Source organism: Prolixibacter sp. DSM 2831 (genome assembly GCF_056493735.1).
Genome location: NZ_CM151379.1, coordinates 2,100,988 through 2,120,780, shown reverse-complemented (window position 1 = coordinate 2,120,780; position 19,793 = coordinate 2,100,988). Strand labels below are relative to the sequence as shown.

The following is a 19,793-nucleotide window of genomic DNA, read 5'->3' as shown; positions in this document are numbered from 1 at the left end:
ACGTCAGATTAAATTGCCATAAATCCCGGGATGGAGTTTTCGGTCTGTTTTGCAACAGAAAGACAAGCTTCATTCCGGTACAACATTGTGGTAACAAAACTACTGTCGGCCCCATTTCTAAGAATATCATCCGCGTTTATTACGAATGTTTCAGGAAATACCAACCTTTTATTAAATTGCGGAACTGAATCAAGTAAAAGCCGGCCTGTGAAAATCAGATTCACCAACTTTATCCTAATACTGCTTATAACTGTATTTTCTAGTGTTTCCGCATTTTCTCAACAGAAACAATACAACTTTGCCCAGATAAATAATACAAACGGGTTATCGAATAATCATGTTACATGCATTTTGCGTGACAAGCAAGGCTTTATGTGGTTCGGAACTACATCTGGGTTGAACCGCTATGATGGTTACTCCTTTAAAATTTTCACACATAATCCGTCCGACAGTACATCGATTGACAACAACATCATCGCGGCAATTAGCGAGGACTGCAATGGGAAACTTTGGGTCAGAACTCAAAACGGCTTTAACGTTTACGACCCAAAAACCGAGACTTTCTCGTTTTCCAATTCTCCTGTTCTGCAAAAACACCCTGAATTCATCAATCATTTCATCAACCTTTTTACTGACAGTGAAAACCAAAGTTGGCTGATGACCAGCGGTTACGGGGTATTTCGCTTCGACACCCTCCATCAGGATATTGTTCCGTTAGAACATCTCACCAATAACAATGGTGTAAAGGCAACCTCCGATGTGATTGCCATGGCCGAAGATTCAAAAGGCGACCTGTGGCTCATCCATCAGGATGGTTACCTGGAAATGAAGCCCAAAGGAAGTATGAAAGCGAAGATTCAGGCCAGCTTCTTGCATGACCGGTATCCCGGGGAACAATTGGATTGTCGCATATTTATTGACAAAGATGACGATATCTGGATTTCGACGCAGGACCATGCCATCGGCCTTTTCTATTATGAGCCTGCCACCGGAAAACTTGTCCATATCGACCAGGCTTCCAGGCCTACTCATACCAACACCAACATCATTACCGGTATCACACAAGACTCGGATGGCAACATCTGGATAGCCACCGACCACGGAGGCATCAACCTACTCGACAAAAAAGATTTCACCATACGCTACCTGACACACGAAACCTACAACGTCCACAGCATTGCTCACAACAGTGTCACGGCCATGTTCCGCGACAGCGAAGGGATTATCTGGATAGGAACCTATAAAGAGGGAATTAGCTATTATCACAAAAACCTGATCCTGTTCAACACCATCCGGTATACGCCTCAAAATGAAGAAGGGCTGAACTTTGGTGATATCAACTGCTTTGCCGAAGACAAAAAAGGGAATTTGTGGATTGGGACCAATGGCGGCGGACTAAACTACTATAACCGGAAAACCGGAAAATTTACCCATTACGTTCATCATGACGATGACCCCAACAGCCTCTCCAACGATGTAATTGTTTCTCTGTTTATCGATCACGAAAACAAACTTTGGATTGGTACTTACTTCGGTGGCCTTAACCGTTTCGACGGGAAAAAATTCACTCACTACACCCACAATCCCAAAGATTCAACCAGTATATCCGATAACAATATCTGGTCGATATACGAAGATTCATTTAACAATCTCTGGATTGGAACACTGGGCGGCGGACTCGACCGGTTTAACCGTGATACGGAAAGTTTTCAGCATTTCCGTACCGGCAGTGCGAATTCCATCGTTTCCAATGTTATCATTTCCTTGGTCGAAGACAAACAAAACCGCCTGTGGATTGGCACGCCCGATGGCCTGAGCATCCTAAACACAAGAACCCAAAAATTCAGTAACCTGCTTCATACCGACAAAGACACCACGACATTGAGCAGCAATACGGTGAATTGCCTGTTAGCCGATTCACGCGGATGGATTTGGGTAGGCACACCCGAAGGTCTGAATGTGTACGACGAGCATACCGGTCAGTTCAGGCGTATTTTGAAAAATAACGGCTTACCGACGAACAACATCGTCTCGATAGTAGAGGACCAACAACACAATATCTGGCTGGGAACCATCAAGGGACTGGTTCAGATTTTCGTTAAAGGCGACCAGGTATCCGATTTTGCCGTGCGCATCAAACAGTATGACGACGAAGACGGGTTGCAGGCCAAGGAATTCAACGAACGGGCGGCTTATGTCACCCGCAATGGGCAGCTCTTCTTCGGTGGTCCGAACGGCATCAACTTTTTTAATCCCGAAAACCTTATTGAAAACAAAAACACACCGAAAGTGGTATTCACCAACCTGCAGGTTTTCAACCAAACCATCCGGGTAGGTGAAAAATTTAACCGCCGTGTGTTATTGCCGCAATCCGTTACCGACACCAAAGAAATCACGCTGAAGCACGCCGAAAACTTCTTCTCGGTAGCCTTCTCCACGCTAAGTTATTTCCATCCGGAAAAAAATCAATTTGCATACAAACTGGAAGGCTTTAATAACAGCTGGATTTACACCGACTGGAAGAACCGCCGGGCCACCTTCACCAACCTCGACCCGGGAGAGTACACTCTGCGCGTCAGGGCATCGAACAACAACGGCTACTGGAACCAGGAAGGTGCTACCCTGAAGATTAACATCCTCCCTCCTTTCTGGCAAACGATTTACGCTTATGTCGCCTATGTGCTCATTATCCTGCTCATCATTTGGTTATGGCGTCAGCGGATCATTAGGCGGGAGCACGAAAAATTCGAGATCGAGCGGGAAAAAATCAAGGCACGCCGCCTGCACGACCTCGACATGCTGAAACTCCGTTTCTTTACAAACATCAGTCACGAGTTTCGCACGCCGCTCACGCTTATTATTACACCCATTGAGCAGTTGTTGCAAAAAACGAAAGACAACGACGAAAAGAAACACCTGCAGCTTATTTACCGCAACAGCCGGCGTTTGCTCAGCCTGGTAAACCAATTACTCGATTTCCGGAAGCTAGAATTCCAGGAGATTAAGCTTCGCCCGAGCGAAGGCGAAATTGTCAGCTTCATTCGCGAAACCACCGAATCGTTTTCTGACCTCTCGGAGAAAAAGAATATTCACCTTTATTTCCAGACCGATGTGGAAAATATCACCGTGTATTTCGACCACGACAAGCTGGAAAAGATTCTCCTTAACCTGCTTTCCAATGCTTTCAAATACACCTCCGAAAACGGCAACGTGTATGTAGCTGTTCGTTTAAACGAAGAAGAACAGCCTTCCATCGAAATCAGCATCAGCGATACCGGTATTGGTATTCCGGAAGAAAAACAACAACGCATTTTCGAGCGCTTCTTCCAGGATGAGACCAACGGCTCCGATTACAACCAGGGAAGCGGTATCGGGCTGGCGCTTGTAAATGAATATGTGAAGTTGCAAAATGGCACCATTACCGTGGAGAGCGAGCCGGGCAAAGGCAGCTGTTTCCGGGTGACGTTGCCATTGGTATTTGGCAAAGAAACCTCCATAGACGTGGAAAAAGAGAATTGGAAACGCCAACCAGTAGCTCAGCCTTCGGTCGTTATGGAACCGGAAACTGTAGAAGAAATCGAAACAACCGGCAAGCCGTCGAAAAATGCCAAACCGGTATTGTTATTGGTGGAAGACAATGAAGATTTCCGGTTTTACCTGAAAGATAATTTCAAACTCACCTTTGAAGTACTGGAAGCCGGCGACGGACATACCGGCTGGGAAATCGCTTCAAAATCGCTGCCCGATTTGATTATCAGCGATGTGATGATGCCGGTGATGGATGGCATCGACCTGTGCCGGAAAATCAAGACTACGGCCGAAACGTCGCATATCCCCGTCATTCTACTAACCGCGAAAGTGGCCGACAACCAGAAAATGGAAGGCTTCGATGTGGGTGCTGACGATTACATCACCAAGCCGTTCAACTTCAAGTTGCTCGAATCGCGCATCAAGAACCTGCTGGCGCAACGCCGGAAACTGCAGAAAGCCTTCCGTAAGAAGATCGATGTCAGCCCCAGCGAAATCGAAATCACCTCGCTGGACGAAATCTTCATCCATAAAGCCATTGATTTAGTCGAGAAAAATATTGCCAACAGCCAGTTCTCGGTACAGGAAATGAGCTCGGAGCTGGGCATGAGCCGCGTGAACCTCTACAAGAAAATATCTTCGCTCACCGGACAAACCCCCGTGGAATTCATTCGTACCATCCGGTTGAAACGCGCGGCCCAATTCCTCAAACAAGGCCAACTCACCGTTAGCGAAGTGGCATACCGGGTAGGCTACAACGACCCGAAATATTTCGCCCGCCAGTTCAAAAACGAATTCAGCATCACCCCGTCGCAATACGGAAAGAAAGAAAAGGAATAACCTTTTCTCCGGTTTCTTATTTACAAAATCGATCTCTTTTCACGATAATAGTCTCTCAAAACTCATCTGTTCTGATGACTGTTATGAAATGCCCTAATTGGTCATACCATTAACATTTCTCCCCCTTTTATTTACAAATATCTCCCCCTGTTAACATTTATCACCCCACACAGAAACAAACCAATCCTATGGCCGGCTACGCGAATCGATACATTCGTCAGTAACAATTTTGTCGCAACGGGACATAAATGCGGCAATCAACTAACTGGGTCATATGAAAAGTCTTAATCCGAACCTGCATGGGCTGCACGACGCCGCGAATAGGTATGCACAAGCGTGCCTTGTCGTATCCGGAAATTCCTTCCGGGAAACAGCACCATACTTTGTGCACTGCAACCCTCTCTATTTTTCATCCGGCATTCAGCATTCGTCTGCTGTTATCCAGCGAATCACCTACATCTACGACCGGATACAAAAATTTCTGCAACAAACATTCACAAACGATTATATAGAAACCGGGAACAGTTGAGTTTTCGGTGAGAACTTGTTTTACACCCTTTTTTCAATAAAACAAATAAACCTATGAAGAATGAACAACTCGTAAGAAAGTCGCTGACGCGATTCTTCTTATTTCGGAAACAAATGATTCAAATAGCACGAATCATGGCAATCCTGATGTTGGTATTTCTTGCTGTTCCTGGTTTTGCCCAGAATCAGCTGGCTACCATCAACGGAACCGTAGTTGCTGCCGACGATGGTTCACCCATTCCGGGCGCTACCATTGTGGTGAAAGGCACGTCAACAGGTACCGTATCCGACATCGATGGCCATTTTACGTTGCAGGCAAAACCGAATGACGTCCTGGAAGCATCGTTTATCGGGTACACCAAACAATCCATCCCGTTAAACGGAAAAACAACGGTGACCATCACCATGAAACAGGATATCAAAGGACTGGACGAAGTGGTTGTAATTGGTTATGGTGTTCAGAAAAAGAAACTCGTAACGGGTGCTACCGCTTCGGTTGACGGTTCGAGCCTTCAGAAAGAGAATACAACAAACGCTTTGCAGGCCATGCAGGGAAAAGCTGCTGGTGTAAACATTACCTCAGAATCGGGACAACCCGGAGGAGGTTTCAAAGTAAATATTCGTGGTGTGGGTACCATTGGTAACTCCAGCCCGTTGTATGTTGTCGATGGGGTAATTACCAACGATATCACCTACCTGAATAACTCCGACATTGCTTCGATTGATGTATTGAAAGATGCCGCCTCATGTGCCATTTATGGTGTGAACGGAGCTAACGGCGTTGTCTTGATTACGACCAAAAGCGGAAGTGCTAACGGGAAAAAAGGCGGACAAATTTCATTCGACGCCTATTACGGATTACAAAATGTACCACGTAAGGTAGATTTACTGAATGCCCGGGAATATGCCACCATGCAGAACGAAGCAGCCATCAACTCGGGTAAAGCTCCGTTTTTCACCCAATCACAGATTAATGCACTGGGCACAGGCACCAACTGGATGGATGAAATGTTTTCTTCGAATGTTCCTACACAGAACTACAACCTGTCTGCCAGTGGTGGAAGTGACATTTCGACATATTCGCTGGGACTTTCGTATACCAGCCAGGGTGGTATCGTCGGTGGTTCGAAGTACTCGAATTACGAACGTTACAACTTCCGCAGCAACAGCGAACGGAAACTGTACGGAAATAAACTGAAAGTTGGCGAACACCTGACCTTCTCCTTTAAGGATCAAAAAGGCATTAAAGATGGCAACCAATATGATAACAGCCTTCGTGGCGCATTTTCGACTTCACCGTTGCTGGCCATGTACGATTCAAACGGCAACTTCCTGAACAGTCAGGATGAGACTATTTATAACGGCGGTGTATGGTACGACGGAGAGACCAACCCGTATGCGCAAATGGTACTCACTAACCACAATAACACCAAAAGACAAACATTGGTTGGTGATGTGTACGCTGAACTCGAACCGGTGAAAAATCTGAAAATCAAAACCACTTTCGGTTTAAACTATTACTCTGAGGCCTACCACAGCTATTTGCCGGCTTACGGTCATCTTTCACTTTATTCGTATAACGACTACGAAACCATTACCCAAAGTAGTTCACAAGGCTACACCTGGAACTGGGATAATACGGTAAACTACACCTTCAATCTCAACGATCACAAGTTTGACATTTTAGGAGGTACCTCTGTTCGCAAGTACACCGGAACCTGGATGAACGGTTCGAACAAAGGAACAACACTGTTCGGCAACTTCGACCGCGCTTATCTGAGTAATTCTGAGGTAACCACCATCACCATGAGTCCAAGTAGTGATCCCGGCGATGCCCAGACCGTTACGCACACCATTTCGTTGACCGGTAATCAGAATGCCGTTTATGCACAGCAATCGTTCTTTGGTCGTTTGAACTACAACTACAAGGAGACCTACCTGGCTTCGCTGGTGTTCCGAGCCGATGGTTCCACGATGTTTGCCAAGGGACATCAGTGGGGTTACTTCCCGTCGGTTTCATTGGGTTGGGTAGCATCCAATGCGTCCTTCATGGAACCACTTAAAAATGCTATTAACTTCCTGAAAATACGAGGAAGCTGGGGTACCAATGGTAATGATGCTATTACGGCCTTCAACTATCTGTCACTCATTCAGCTGTCCAATGCGCAGTACAACTTTGGAAGCGACAACAGTACCCTGACCCAGGGAGCATACCCGTCAACCATTGGTGTTACCGATACCAAATGGGAAACGTCGTATCAGACCGATCTGGGTTTTGATGCACAATTTCTGGATAATCGGTTAGGTCTGAATGTAGACTTCTACAATAAGAAGACAAAAAACTGGCTGATTGCCGCTCCGTTGCTGGCAACTGCCGGAGTAAAGACCAACCCGTACATCAATGGCGGTGACGTCACCAACAAAGGAGTCGAGGTTCAGTTGTCCTTCAACAACGACATTGGTAAAGATTTCCATTATAATGTTAGCGGCTCATTTTCGTACAACAAAAACATTGTCAACAACATTCCAACCGAAGATGGAATTATTCATGGCGGCACCAATATCTTGTTTAACAATGCACCCGAGTTTTTCCGTGCTTCCGCCGGAAACCCGATTGGATATTTCTGGGGCTACAAAACAGATGGTATCTTCCAAAATGAGGCTGATGTGCAGAGCTATACCAGCAACGGACAAGTGCTTCAACCCGATGCTCAACCCGGTGACGTAAAATATGTGGATATGAATGGTGACGGCAAAATTACTGCTGACGACAAAACCAACATTGGTGACCCGAATCCACATGAAGTTTTTGGTCTGAGTTTCTCCTGCAACTATAAGAATGTTGATTTCTCGGTAACAACCAATGGCGTAGCCGGAAATAAAATCGTTCAGTCGTACCGGAACGTTGCCAGTGCATATGGAAACTGGACCAGTGAGATTCTGAGCCGCTGGCATGGTGAAGGTACATCGAACACCATGCCCCGTGTAACACAGGACAATGCCAACTGGGCTAAGTTCTCCGACTTGTATATTCATGACGGAAGCTACTGGCGTATCTCAAATATTTCACTGGGCTATGATTTTGCCAAGCTGGTAAAATGGCAAAATCTCAGTGAATTCCACCTCTATGTAGCTGCTCAGAACCTCTTCACCTTTACCAAATACAATGGCATGGATCCGGAAGTAGGTTACTCGGCTAAAGACGCCAACAATGTCTACTCTTTCGGACAGGGAGTTGACCTGGGCTTCTATCCGCGTCCCAGAACACTTATGGTCGGTGTTAATCTTAAATTCTAAACCTTAAAGAAAACATGAATATGAAAAGATATAGGATTTTGTTTATTGCACTAATTGCAATGACCGCCTTCAGTTCGTGCAGTGACTTTCTCACGACGGACCTGACGGATCCGAAGAAAACCAATGAATCATATTACCAGACACCTGAAGATGCCTACACGGCACTGGTGGGATGCTATAACGGTCTGGATTTGATTTGGAACGGAGCGACTGCTTTCCCGGTAGCTTCTGAGGTATTTTCTGACAATAGCTTAGGAGGAACAGGAGCATCGGATGGTTACGGATACCAGATGCTTGATGAATTCAATAAATCGATCTCTCCTTCCGATGTATCAATCTTTGGTACTACCTGGAAAAATTACTACCAGGCGATATACCGTTGTAATGTTTTGCTGGGTAAATTGGACCAGGTCTCATGGGGCGACAGCACTTCAGTAAAAACACAATACGAATCGGAAGCCAAGTTCATTCGTGCATTTTGCTATTTCGATATGGTACGTCTTTGGGAGAAAGTTCCGTTGGTCACCACCCCTACCCTGGACAATGTGCCGCAAGCCAGTGCCGACTCAACGTATACATTAATTATGAACGACTTGCGTTATGCTGTTGATCATCTTCCTTCGAACGACTACACCAGCGTTCCGAGTGGTCGGGTTACCAAATGGGCTGCCGAGTCATTGTTAGCAAGGGTTTACCTGTTCTACAGCGGATACTACGGCAAAAGCTCGATTGGTGGTGAAACAGCTCAAACAGCTTTGACTGCAGTTGAAGACGTAATTTCCAACAGCGGCCACAGCCTGGTCAGCGACTACACAACCCTGTGGCCGGCGGCATCGTTAGCGAAAGGTGTTACCTATGCAGGGGAAGATAACCCCGAGGTGGTTTTCTCTATCAAGTACTCGTCAACCGGTGATTACAACGGTAACATTACGGGCAATACATGGATGGTGATGGAAGGAATCAGGGAAGAGTCACATTTCCCTTATCAGTACGGCTGGGGTGCCTGCACAGTAGACCCGAAACTGTACAATACATTCAGCGCTGACGATAGTCGCCGGTTCGCCTCCATCATCAATATTTCAGAAGAATTTCCGGATTATTCCAAAGCAGACAAGAACCGGGAATACACTGGCTATTTTATGAAAAAGTATAGTCCGATCTGTGATTCAACAGGAACATCTGTTGTTACAGACTTCCAAATTGGTCAGTACCAGGACTATTTTGCTATCCGCTATTCCGATGTATTGCTGATGGCAGCTGAATTGGGAAGTCCCAATGCTGTTTCGTATTACAACCAGGTTTTGGAAAGAGCTAATCCTTCCGCATCGCCGGCCACTTCGGTTAACGAAGATGTGATCATGGCCCAGCGCCGACTCGAGTTTGTTGGAGAGGGTATCCGTTACTGGGATTTGCTCCGTCAGGGAGTTGATAAAGCAGCCAAAACCATTGCTGATAACACTTCTGTTTCCTATCTGGATAATGGTGGAACGCCTCCAAGTGCTTCTCAGCTGGAAGCGAATATCAAAGCAACCAACGGCTTTCAGCAAATACCGAACGACCAGATTACCTTGTCTTCAGGAACGCTGAAACAAAATGCAGGTTGGTAAGATTAACGGATCAATAAAACAGAAAGCAATGAAAAATAGATTCAAAATTTTATATACGTTATTGGGACTCACCTTGCTTTTCTCGGCTTGTACACCCGATAACTATGAGCTTGGAGCATTACTCTCCAAAAGCGATTTAAATTTCACGATAGAACCATCGAGCGCCAATCCAAATGATATCGTTCTCACAAGTTTGACACCTAATGTAACCCCGCTGTGGACTACTCCATTTGGACGTTCTATCAAGGTCGTCGATACGATTAATGTCGCATTCCCCGGCGATTACACGTTTAAATACGGAGTAGAAAGCGCCGGTGGATATGTACAGGCTGATTCGGTACAGGTGTCAATAAATACACTTGATCAGAATGCTGTAAGCGGAGATATGTGGACCAACATTTCCGGAGGTTATGGTAAAGAAAAAACCTGGTACTTAGACCTGGATGCCAACGGCGTCAGTAAGATATGGGCGGGTCCCATCTACTTTTACGGAACTAACGATAGTTGGCTTTCAGTAACCGACGGAGTTGCTGTTGGTGGTGATTCGTGGAACTGGTCACCTGATTGGTCCGGCAACCAGTGGCTTTGCGCTGCTACCGATTTCGGTTCAATGACTTTTAACTTGAAAGACGGCCCTTACGTACAGGTTGACCACACGTCTACACCGGATGGAATTACGATGGGTGGACAACAGTCTGGAACCTATATGCTGGATACGAAGAATCACACCATTACATTGAACGATGTAACACTGATTCATCCCATCAATTACCATACAACCCTGACCAAATCATGGACAGGGAAGTTCAAGATTATGGCGTTGACAGCAGACAAAATGATGATTGGTGTTCTTCGCGATCCGGTTATTTCCGGACAGGGAGCCTGCATTCAAACATTAAACTTCGTTAGCAAAGCTTATTACGATTCACATTAGTCTCATCACAAGTAGCAGTTTGATCCGGGAAGGGCACTTTGCTCTCCCGGATTTTTCCACTTCTTTAATTATCTGATAATAAAAACAGAAATGCTGTTCCAAAATATTTTGACGGTAATCGCTTAGGTTTATTGGATAAGTAATGGTACTTTTTACAATAAAACTTTTCAGTATATACAATGAAAACAGTCAACACTCTTTTTCTGCTGCTCGCTTTGCTTCTTGTAATAAACGGATGCAAGCAGTATCAGCCGCAAAGCAACCGGGTTCGAATTATCAGTGATTTCGACAACAATTGGAAATTCCACCTGGGCGATACAGCCAATGCCAGTGAAACTGCATTTAACGACACAAACTGGAGAAACCTGAACTTACCTCATGACTGGAGTATTGAAGGTAAGTTCAGCAAAGACAATCCGGCCGGTGTAGGTGGCGGTGCCCTGCCGGGCGGAATAGGTTGGTACCGCAAAACATTTTCTCTCGTAAAAAAGAATGCTGATAAGAGTGTCTACATCGACTTCGACGGCGTTTATCACAACTCAGAAGTATGGATTAACGGCCATTATCTTGGAAAGCGCCCGAACGGCTACATCTCCTTCCAATACGATTTGACTCCCTACGTACATTTCGGTGACAGCACCAACCTCATCGTCGTAAAAGTAGACAACTCAGACCAACCCAACTCCCGTTGGTACAGCGGCTCCGGCATTTATCGGAATGTTCGCCTCGAACTAACTTCCCCAATTCATATCTCCCATTGGGGAACACACATCACCACACCTGAAGTGAGTAACGAAAATGCATTGGTGCATGTTACCACGAAGGTTACAAACGATTCGAAGGAATCGAAAAAAATTACGCTCCGCACGACCCTTTACAATCAAACCGGAACGAAAGTCGGAGAAACCGACAATGAAAAAGAGGTTGCTGCGGGAGACACTGCTTCCGTTGAACAACAATTTCATATTCAACAGCCTGAATTGTGGTCGATTGATTCACCAACGCAGTACAAATGTGTAACACAGGTAATCAGCGGCAACCAAACCATCGACGATAATGTATTGCCATTTGGCATCCGGTATTTCCACTTCGATGCAAAAAAAGGCTTCTCTCTGAATGGCGTTCCGATGAAAATCAACGGCGTTTGCATGCACCACGATTTAGGATGCCTTGGAGCAGCCATCAACACGCGCGCTATTCAGCGACAGCTGGAAATTTTAAAAGGTGCCGGTGTCAACGCTATCCGGACTTCCCACAATCCTCCGGCTCCGGAATTGCTGAACCTGTGCGACAAAATGGGTTTCATCGTCATGGACGAAGCCTTTGATATGTGGAAAAAACAGAAAACTAAATACGACTATTCACACAACTGGGATAAATGGCACAAGCAGGATTTGACCGACCAGATTCTTCGCGACCGCAATCACCCCAGTGTGATGATTTGGAGTATAGGTAACGAGATCCTAGAACAATGGGACTCCACCGGAACCAGTATCGCACGCGAGCTGGCCGGTATTGTTCATCAATACGATACAACTCGTCCGATTACTTCTGCCTGCAACGATCCGCAGCCGAGCAACAGCATCATCAAGTCGGGCGCGCTCGACCTGATTGGTTACAACTACCATCATCAGTTGTATGCCAGCTTCCCGGACTCTTTTCCCGGGCAAAAATTCATTGCTACCGAAACGGTGTCTTCGCTGCAAACCCGTGGAAGTTATGACATGCCGTCTGATAGCATCAGGCTCTGGCCCAAACGCTGGGATCTTCCCGAGAAGGGAAACCCGGACTATACCTGTTCGTCGTACGACAACTGCCATGCACCGTGGGGTTCGACACACGAAGAAACGCTCAAACTTATCGAAAAATACGGCTTCCTTTCGGGACAATTTATCTGGACCGGCTTCGATTATCTGGGTGAACCGACTCCCTACACATGGCCGGCACGAAGCTCATACTTTGGCATTGTCGATTTAGCAGGTTTCCCGAAAGATGCATACTACCTCTATCAGAGCGAATGGACCAACAAACCGGTACTGCACCTTTTCCCGCACTGGAACTGGAAAAAAGGGCAAACCATCGATGTTTGGGCTTACACCAACTGCGATGAAGTGGAGCTTTTCCTGAATGGGAAATCGATGGGCATTCGAAAAAAGACAGGTGACAAACTTCATTTGATGTGGCGCCTGACCTACGAGCCTGGCACTTTGAAAGCGGTAGGCAAAAAAGATGGGAAAGTCATCCTCACCAAAGAAATTCAAACGGCAGGCAAACCAGCCAAGCTACAGCTTACGGTGGACCGTCCGCAAATCCATGCCGATGGTAAAGATCTGGCATTTGTGACCGTAAACGTTTTAGACCAAAACGGAACGCTGGTTCCACATGCCGACAACCTGGTTCGTTTTAAAGTAAACGGCGAAGCCACTATTGCCGGTGTAGATAACGGGAGTGAGACCAGTCACGAACCATTCAAAGCCAATTACCGGCACGCTTTTAACGGAAAATGTCTGATCGTTCTTCAGTCTGACGGAAAACCGGGAAACATCGAGCTCACAGCTTCAGCTGAAGGACTACCAGATGCGGAGGTGACGCTAACAGCTCAATAAAAACGGATAAGCAAAAAACAAAGAGCAAAGTATAAATCATTCAATGAAACAAAGAATAAACAGATGAAAAGGAAAAACCCACAGTTGTTGATTCGCAAGACCTTTACGGTACTGGCTGCTGCGGTTTTGGCTACGTTCAGTCAGCCTGTAGCCGCGCAATCGCTGGAATCGCAGAACGGATTACTCAACTCACCGGTGGACATTAGTCCCGATTTCTACAATTTTAAAAATACTTATTTTGTAGCCGACAGCCTAACCAAGTTCGATCCGGCTACCGGAAAAGGTACCGTCGAATGGCAGCGCAATGTGTACAAAACGCGCCAGGCTTTCGACAACATGCTGGCATTTCTGCAACCCGCTCCGGGCAATGAGTTTCCGGGCAGGGAATACGAAGCCAACCCGCATCTCCCCTTCCGTATAGATTTTGTATCGGCACGAACCATTCGTATCCGGATGAACACCGGCTTTGTGGCCAAACCGGAAGGTAAATCGCTGATGCTGGTCAACGGTGTAGCTCCTGAAGCCAAATCGGGCACCTGGAAATACACCAAAGTCGACAACGGCTACAAGTACACGAGTGCTTACGGTTCAGTAGTTGTTGAAACCCATCCCTGGCACATCAAAATCTACAATGCCAAGGGAAAGTTGCTGACACAAACCGATAGTCCTGCAGATAACAAAGATACCTACACGCCCATTGTTCCGTTCTCGTTTGTTCGTCGTTCATCCGACTACTCGCGCAGTGTGGCTGCATCGTTTACGCTTTCGCCGAATGAAAAAATCTTCGGCTGCGGCGAATCGTTTACCAATTTCAACAAACGCGGCCAAAGGGTTGTGCTGTACACCGACGATGCCAACGGTACCCAGAACGAAGCGGAATACAAACCGATTCCGTTCTTCATGAGTAGCCGGGGTTACGGTATGTTCATGCACACCTCGACGCCCATTACCTGCGATTTCGGTGCCTCTTTCCGTGGCGTAAATACGCTGATGATTGGCGATGACCAACTGGATTTATTCGTCTTTCTTGGCGAACCGAAAGACATTCTCGATCAGTACACCGACCTGACCGGAAAATCACCAATGCCTCCGCTATGGTCATTTGGTCTGTGGATGAGCCGTATCACTTATGACTCAGAGAAACAAGGCTATGAAGTAACCGAACATCTCCGCAAGGATAAAATCCCAGCCGATGTGATTCACTTCGACACCGGGTGGTTCGAAACCGACTGGCGTTGTGACTATAAATTCTCGAAGTCGCGCTTCCCTTCTCCGGAAAAAATGATTCAGGATCTGAAGGATAACGGATTCCATATCTGCCTGTGGCAGTTGCCTTACTTTGTTCCGAAGAATACGCTCTTCCCGGACATCATCAAGAAAGGACTTTACGTGAAAAACGCAAAAGGCAATCCTCCAACAGAAGATGCCATGCTCGATTTCACCAATCCGGAAACGGTAAAATGGTACCAGGACAAACTGGCCGGCCTCTTGAAAATGGGGGTAAGTGCCATTAAAGTTGATTTTGGTGAAGCAGCGCCACTGAACGGCATTTACCACAACGGACGCACCGGATTCTACGAGCACAACCTGTATCCGCTGCGTTACAACAAAGCGGCACACGATATTACCAAGAAAATCACCGGTAACGACATCATCTGGGCGCGCAGTACCTGGGCCGGAAGTCAGCGCTACCCGTTACATTGGGGCGGCGACGCAGCCAACAGTAACACCGCTATGGCCTCTGAACTTCGTGCAGGCTTGTCTTTCGGGTTGTCCGGATTTGCTTTCTGGAGTCATGACATTGGCGGATTTGTTCAGAAAACACCTGAAGACTTGTATCGCCGCTGGTTGCCGTTTGGTTTGTTGAGCTCGCACAGTCGTTGTCACGGAGCACCACCGAAAGAGCCATGGGCCTACGGCAAAGATTTCGAAGATGCTTTCCGCAGAGCGGATAACATGCGCTACCGCCTGATGCCGTACATCTACGCGCAAGCGAAAGAATGTACCGAAAAAGGACTACCCATGGTTCGGGCACTTTTCGTAGAGTATCCGCAAGACGCTGGTTCCTGGTTAGTCGATAATGAGTACCTGTTCGGTTCTGATATTCTCGTCGCTCCGTTGTTCGAGGACGAAAGCGGTCGCGATGTTTATCTGCCGAAAGGCGAATGGATCGATTACCAGACAGGCAAAGCTTACGAAGGTGGATGGCACCATATCGAGGCCGGACAAATTCCGGTCGTGATGCTGGTCCGCAATGGCGCCATCATTCCGCACATCAAGTTGGCCCAGTCAACCAAAGACATGGACTGGTCCAAACTGGAGCTGGAAGTATTCGACACCAACAACACCAAAGCTGACGGTTTGGTATGTCTTCCTTCGGATAACCAGCTGCACAAAGTAGTGCTTTCATCGGATGGCAAGAACTATAAGCTCGACAGTAACCCGCTGGAAGGAAAAACAACGTTCAAAGTTGAATCTTACCATTCTTTCATTAAGAAACATCAATAAATAAAAACCAAATCCACCAACTGTGATCCTTTCACGGTTGGTGGTTCTTTTTAGTACAATATCCCTTTACCATTACTTTTCTTTCTATCCCGATAAGAACTGGCTTACTATGAAATCACATCTCATCCAAATGCTTCTGCTCATTGGGACTCTAATGACAGGAACCCAAAAAGCACATGCGCAATACCAATACCCTTTCCAGAATCCCAACCTTCCGGTAGAAAAACGAATTGACAACATTTTATCGCTCATGACACTGGATGAAAAAATCAGCTGTCTGAGTACCGATCCCAGTGTTCCCCGACTGGGAATTAAAGGAGCCACTCACGTAGAAGGCCTGCATGGAGTCTCCATGGGCGGACCGGCAAATTGGGGAAAATATGCCACCCCTACTCCCACTACGACTTTCCCTCAAGCTTACGGTCTGGCCGAAACCTGGGACCCGGCATTACTAAAAAAAGTAGCCGCCGTTGAAGGCTACGAAACCCGATATCTTTTTCAAAACCCAAAATACAAAAGCAAAGGCCTGGTAGTTCGTGCTCCCAATGCCGATTTAGGCCGTGATCCACGCTGGGGACGAACCGAAGAATGCTACGGAGAAGATCCCTTCTTCAACGGAACCATGGTCACTGCTTTCGTAAAAGGCCTTCAGGGCAACAATCCAAAATACTGGCTGACGGCCTCGCTGATGAAACACTTTCTGGCCAATAGTAACGAAGATGAACGAACCTGGTCATCTTCCAACTTCAACGAACGACTTTTCCGCGAATACTATTCCGTTCCCTTTCGAATGGGAATCGAAGACGGAGGAAGCCAGGCTTACATGGCAGCGTATAACTCGTGGAACGAAATCCCCATGATGGTCAACCCGGTACTGAAAAACGTAACAGTGAAAGAATGGGGACAAAAAGGCATCATCTGCACCGACGGCGGTGCGCTGAAATTGCTGATCAGCGATCACAAGTACTATCCCGATTTGGAAGAAGGAGCTGCCGAAGCCGTAAAAGCGGGCATCAACCAGTTTTTAGACGATTATGCTGATGCCATTCGCGCGGCATTAAAAGACAAACTTCTGACCGAAGCTGATATCGACAGTGTTATCCGGGGTGATTTCCGGGTAATGATCAAACTAGGATTGCTCGATCCACCGAACGATAATCCGTATTCCCAAATCGGTCTGAACGGAGAACCGGCTCCCCGGAAAAGTCAACAGAATAAAGACCTGGTTAAACTGGCAACACAAAAGTCCATCGTTTTACTGAAAAACGATAACCAGACGTTGCCACTTCAAACCGGAAAAACCAAGTCGATTGCCGTGATTGGCCGATTTGCCAACGAAGTACTCGGCGATTGGTACGGAGGAACGCCTCCTTACACTATTACGCCGTTGGATGGTATTCGCAGTCGGGTTGGCGACAGCATTCGCGTTAGCTATGCCGAAGACAATTCAAAAAACAAAGCCGTCGATTTGGCCAAAACATCCGACTATGCCATCGTGGTCGTTGGCAACCATCCTACCGGCGATGCTGGCTGGGCGAAAGTAACCAAGCCAAGCTATGGAAAAGAAGCGGTCGACCGCAAATCCATTAATCTCGAGGAAGAAGAATTAATTAAACAAATCTATCGGGTGAACCCGAAAACCATCGTGGTACTTATCAGCAGTTTCCCATATGCTATTAACTGGACGGAGCATAACGTACCGGCCATTCTGCACATGACACATTGCAGTCAGGAAGAAGGAAGCGCGCTGGCTTCTGTATTGTTCGGCGATTTCAATCCTGGCGGACGACTGGTGCAAACCTGGCCGCTGGCTATCACACAACTTCCACCCCGCCTCGATTACGATATCCGGAAAGGCAGAACCTACATGTACTTCAAAGGAAAGCCGCTGTATCCTTTTGGATTCGGCCTGAGCTACACCACCTTTCAATACAGCAACCTGAAAGTTAGTTCCGATAATATACAAAATGGAAAACCGCTCACCATTTCCTTCGACATTACCAATACCGGGAAACGTGCAGGTGATGAAGTGGCTCAACTGTACGTCCGTCACCTGCATTCAGAAGTAAAACGCCCCAAAAAGGAATTAAAAGGCTTTAAAAGAATAACCATCAAGCCCGGAGAAACGAAAAAAGTCAGCTTAAAGCTACACGCAAAAGATTTGGCATACTGGAATGAAGTAAAGAAAGCCTTCACGGTTGAACCGGACCAAATTCAATTGCAAATCGGGAATTCCTCGGACGACATCCGGTTAACGAAAGAAATACAAGTTACAAATTAAGCATAACAGAGGAGAAAGGCGTCGGAGGACGATGACCTGGGATTAAAGAACGCAACATGACTCAATTCAGAAAGCCAAAAGGAATTCAGACACTAAAACTTATTTCATTGATACTTGTGCTCGGGACACTTTCGTCGACAAGCCGGGCAGCAAACGAGAAGAAACAGCAAAAGGAAGAATGGCATATTCCGGCTCACTATCAAAAAGCGCCAGAATGGTTCAAGGACGCCAAATTCGGTATCTATTTCCACTGGGGAGTGCTTTCCGTTCCGGCATACGCCAACGATTGGTACGCGCGCAACATGCACATTAAAGGGACCAACGCTTACAAGCACCAGGTGGCTACTTATGGTCCGTTGAATAAATTTGGCTATCAAGACTTTGTTCCCATGTTCAAAGCGCAGCATTTCAATGCCGATCAGTGGGCCAACCTATTTTTCAAAGCCGGAGCTAAATTTGCCGGTCAGGTAGCTGAACACCACGATGGTTTTTCGATGTGGGCCAGTAAAATCAATCCGTGGAACGTGAAGGATATGGGCCCGCACGAGGATGTGATGGCCAAACTGAGCAAAGCCATTCATGGCCGGGGATTGAAATTCGTCACCACCTTTCACATGGCCCGGAATCTGCAGATTTATGCGAATAGTCCCAAAGCACAATCCGATACCAGCTATTACCCTTACAACAAAAACATGTTCACCTCGTCAACTGACCCGAAGTTGCGTATGCTGTACGGAAATATTCCTGCCAAACAGTTCTACAAAAACTGGCTGGGAAAACTGGAAGAGGTCATCAGTCACTATCATCCCAACCTCATTTATTTCGACGGTTTGCTAACTAAAATTCCGCAGAGTTATCGTCAGGATTTCATTAACTATTACCTGAAAAGTGCTGCAAAAAATCACCAGCAGGTAGTTATCACACATAAAGACGAAGATTTGCCCGACCAGGTTAGTGCCCGGGATTTCGAACGGGGCCGTCCCAACAAGCTACTGCCCTACACCTGGATGTGCGATGAAACCGTTGGCATCGGCAGCTGGAGTTACGTGAAGGGACTGGCTATAAAACCAGCCGCTGAAATCATCCACGAGCTGCTAGACATCGTTAGCAAAAACGGCGTCATGATGCTGAACATTTCTCCCAGGGCAGATGGAGTGATTCCTGAAAATCAACAAAAAGTATTGCTCGATATCGGTAATTGGTTGCATCAATATGGAGAAGCTGTTTATAATACCCGCCCGTGGATTGTTTTCGGTGAAGGCCCAACACGATTGAAAAAAGGCGGAGCATTCCAATCAAAAGTGGAGTATACACCAAAAGATGTTCGCTACACCACTCTCCCGAATACCATTTACGCGACCGTACTGGGCTGGCCCGGAGCCAATAAAGAGATGGTTCTGACCGCTTTCGCGAAAAGCAAAATGGGAGGAGACCTGAAAATTGAAAGCATTTCCATTCCGGGGAAAAATGATTCCATTAACTGGAAATGGAAAAAAGACGGCCTCCACATTGTCATGCCGGCTCAAATGCCAAATTCCATTGCTACCGTTTTCAAAATCAAAACATCGGGAAAAGCTATATTAAAACACATTATGTAAGTCGCAAATAATGTGACCAGTAAGTTAAATTTCACATTTATTAACACCAAAGCAATTTCGAATGCA

General features: G+C 46.5%; 9 protein-coding genes. 8 read left to right on the top strand and 1 reads right to left on the bottom strand.

Annotated features, from left to right (window positions below; all coding sequences use genetic code 11):
• The first annotated feature begins 30 nt into the window (after nt 1–30).
• Nucleotides 31–4,368, top strand: a complete 4,338-nt coding sequence (locus tag AC060N_RS08500) for a hybrid sensor histidine kinase/response regulator transcription factor (protein WP_479526714.1) — start codon at nt 31–33, stop codon at nt 4,366–4,368.
• A 284-nt stretch (nt 4,369–4,652) separates the two neighbouring features.
• Here AC060N_RS08500 and AC060N_RS08495 read toward each other — a convergent pair whose 3' ends face one another.
• Entirely contained in the window at nt 4,653–4,781 is a 129-nt protein-coding gene (locus AC060N_RS08495) for a hypothetical protein (RefSeq protein WP_479526713.1), read from the bottom strand.
• 250 nt (nt 4,782–5,031) lie between these two features.
• On the opposite strand from AC060N_RS08495, the gene AC060N_RS08490 reads away from it, so the two are divergent.
• The 7 genes from AC060N_RS08490 (at nt 5,032) to AC060N_RS08460 (ending at nt 19,727) form a co-directional block, all read left to right on the top strand.
• Entirely contained in the window at nt 5,032–8,193 is a 3,162-nt protein-coding gene (locus tag AC060N_RS08490; protein ID WP_479526712.1) for a SusC/RagA family TonB-linked outer membrane protein, read from the top strand.
• Nucleotides 8,194–8,213: 20 nt separating this feature from the next.
• Nucleotides 8,214–9,800 carry a RagB/SusD family nutrient uptake outer membrane protein gene (locus tag AC060N_RS08485; RefSeq protein ID WP_479526711.1) on the top strand — a complete coding sequence of 529 codons (1,587 nt, stop codon included), beginning with the start codon at nt 8,214–8,216 and terminating at the stop codon, nt 9,798–9,800.
• Between the two features lie 28 nt (nt 9,801–9,828).
• Nucleotides 9,829–10,734, top strand: coding sequence for a hypothetical protein (locus tag AC060N_RS08480; RefSeq protein ID WP_146142062.1), 906 nt, complete (start codon nt 9,829–9,831; stop codon nt 10,732–10,734).
• 179 nt (nt 10,735–10,913) lie between these two features.
• A complete protein-coding gene (gene galB / locus AC060N_RS08475) occupies nt 10,914–13,340 on the top strand; it encodes a beta-galactosidase GalB (RefSeq protein ID WP_479526710.1) in 2,427 nt (808 codons plus the stop codon).
• Nucleotides 13,341–13,403: 63 nt separating this feature from the next.
• The gene (locus AC060N_RS08470) at nt 13,404–15,848 is read left to right on the top strand and encodes a glycoside hydrolase family 31 protein (protein WP_479526709.1); all 2,445 of its coding nucleotides are present in this window, start codon (nt 13,404–13,406) and stop codon (nt 15,846–15,848) included.
• Nucleotides 15,849–15,957: 109 nt separating this feature from the next.
• Complete coding sequence (locus AC060N_RS08465) at nt 15,958–18,129, top strand: glycoside hydrolase family 3 C-terminal domain-containing protein (protein ID WP_479526708.1); 2,172 nt, start codon at nt 15,958–15,960, stop codon at nt 18,127–18,129.
• A 56-nt stretch (nt 18,130–18,185) separates the two neighbouring features.
• Complete coding sequence (locus tag AC060N_RS08460) at nt 18,186–19,727, top strand: alpha-L-fucosidase (protein ID WP_479526707.1); 1,542 nt, start codon at nt 18,186–18,188, stop codon at nt 19,725–19,727.
• The last annotated feature ends 66 nt before the right edge of the window (nt 19,728–19,793 follow it).

Bases quoted from the DNA above. Each gene is read 5' to 3' on its own strand.
- AC060N_RS08500 (WP_479526714.1), top strand. From the start codon at position 31: ATGGAGTTTTCGGTCTGTTTTGCAACAGAAAGACAAGCTTCATTCCGG.
- AC060N_RS08495 (WP_479526713.1), bottom strand. From the start codon at position 4,781: ATGAAAAATAGAGAGGGTTGCAGTGCACAAAGTATGGTGCTGTTTCCC.
- AC060N_RS08490 (WP_479526712.1), top strand. From the start codon at position 5,032: ATGGCAATCCTGATGTTGGTATTTCTTGCTGTTCCTGGTTTTGCCCAG.
- AC060N_RS08485 (WP_479526711.1), top strand. From the start codon at position 8,214: ATGAAAAGATATAGGATTTTGTTTATTGCACTAATTGCAATGACCGCC.
- AC060N_RS08480 (WP_146142062.1), top strand. From the start codon at position 9,829: ATGAAAAATAGATTCAAAATTTTATATACGTTATTGGGACTCACCTTG.
- galB (WP_479526710.1), top strand. From the start codon at position 10,914: ATGAAAACAGTCAACACTCTTTTTCTGCTGCTCGCTTTGCTTCTTGTA.
- AC060N_RS08470 (WP_479526709.1), top strand. From the start codon at position 13,404: ATGAAAAGGAAAAACCCACAGTTGTTGATTCGCAAGACCTTTACGGTA.
- AC060N_RS08465 (WP_479526708.1), top strand. From the start codon at position 15,958: ATGAAATCACATCTCATCCAAATGCTTCTGCTCATTGGGACTCTAATG.
- AC060N_RS08460 (WP_479526707.1), top strand. From the start codon at position 18,186: ATGACTCAATTCAGAAAGCCAAAAGGAATTCAGACACTAAAACTTATT.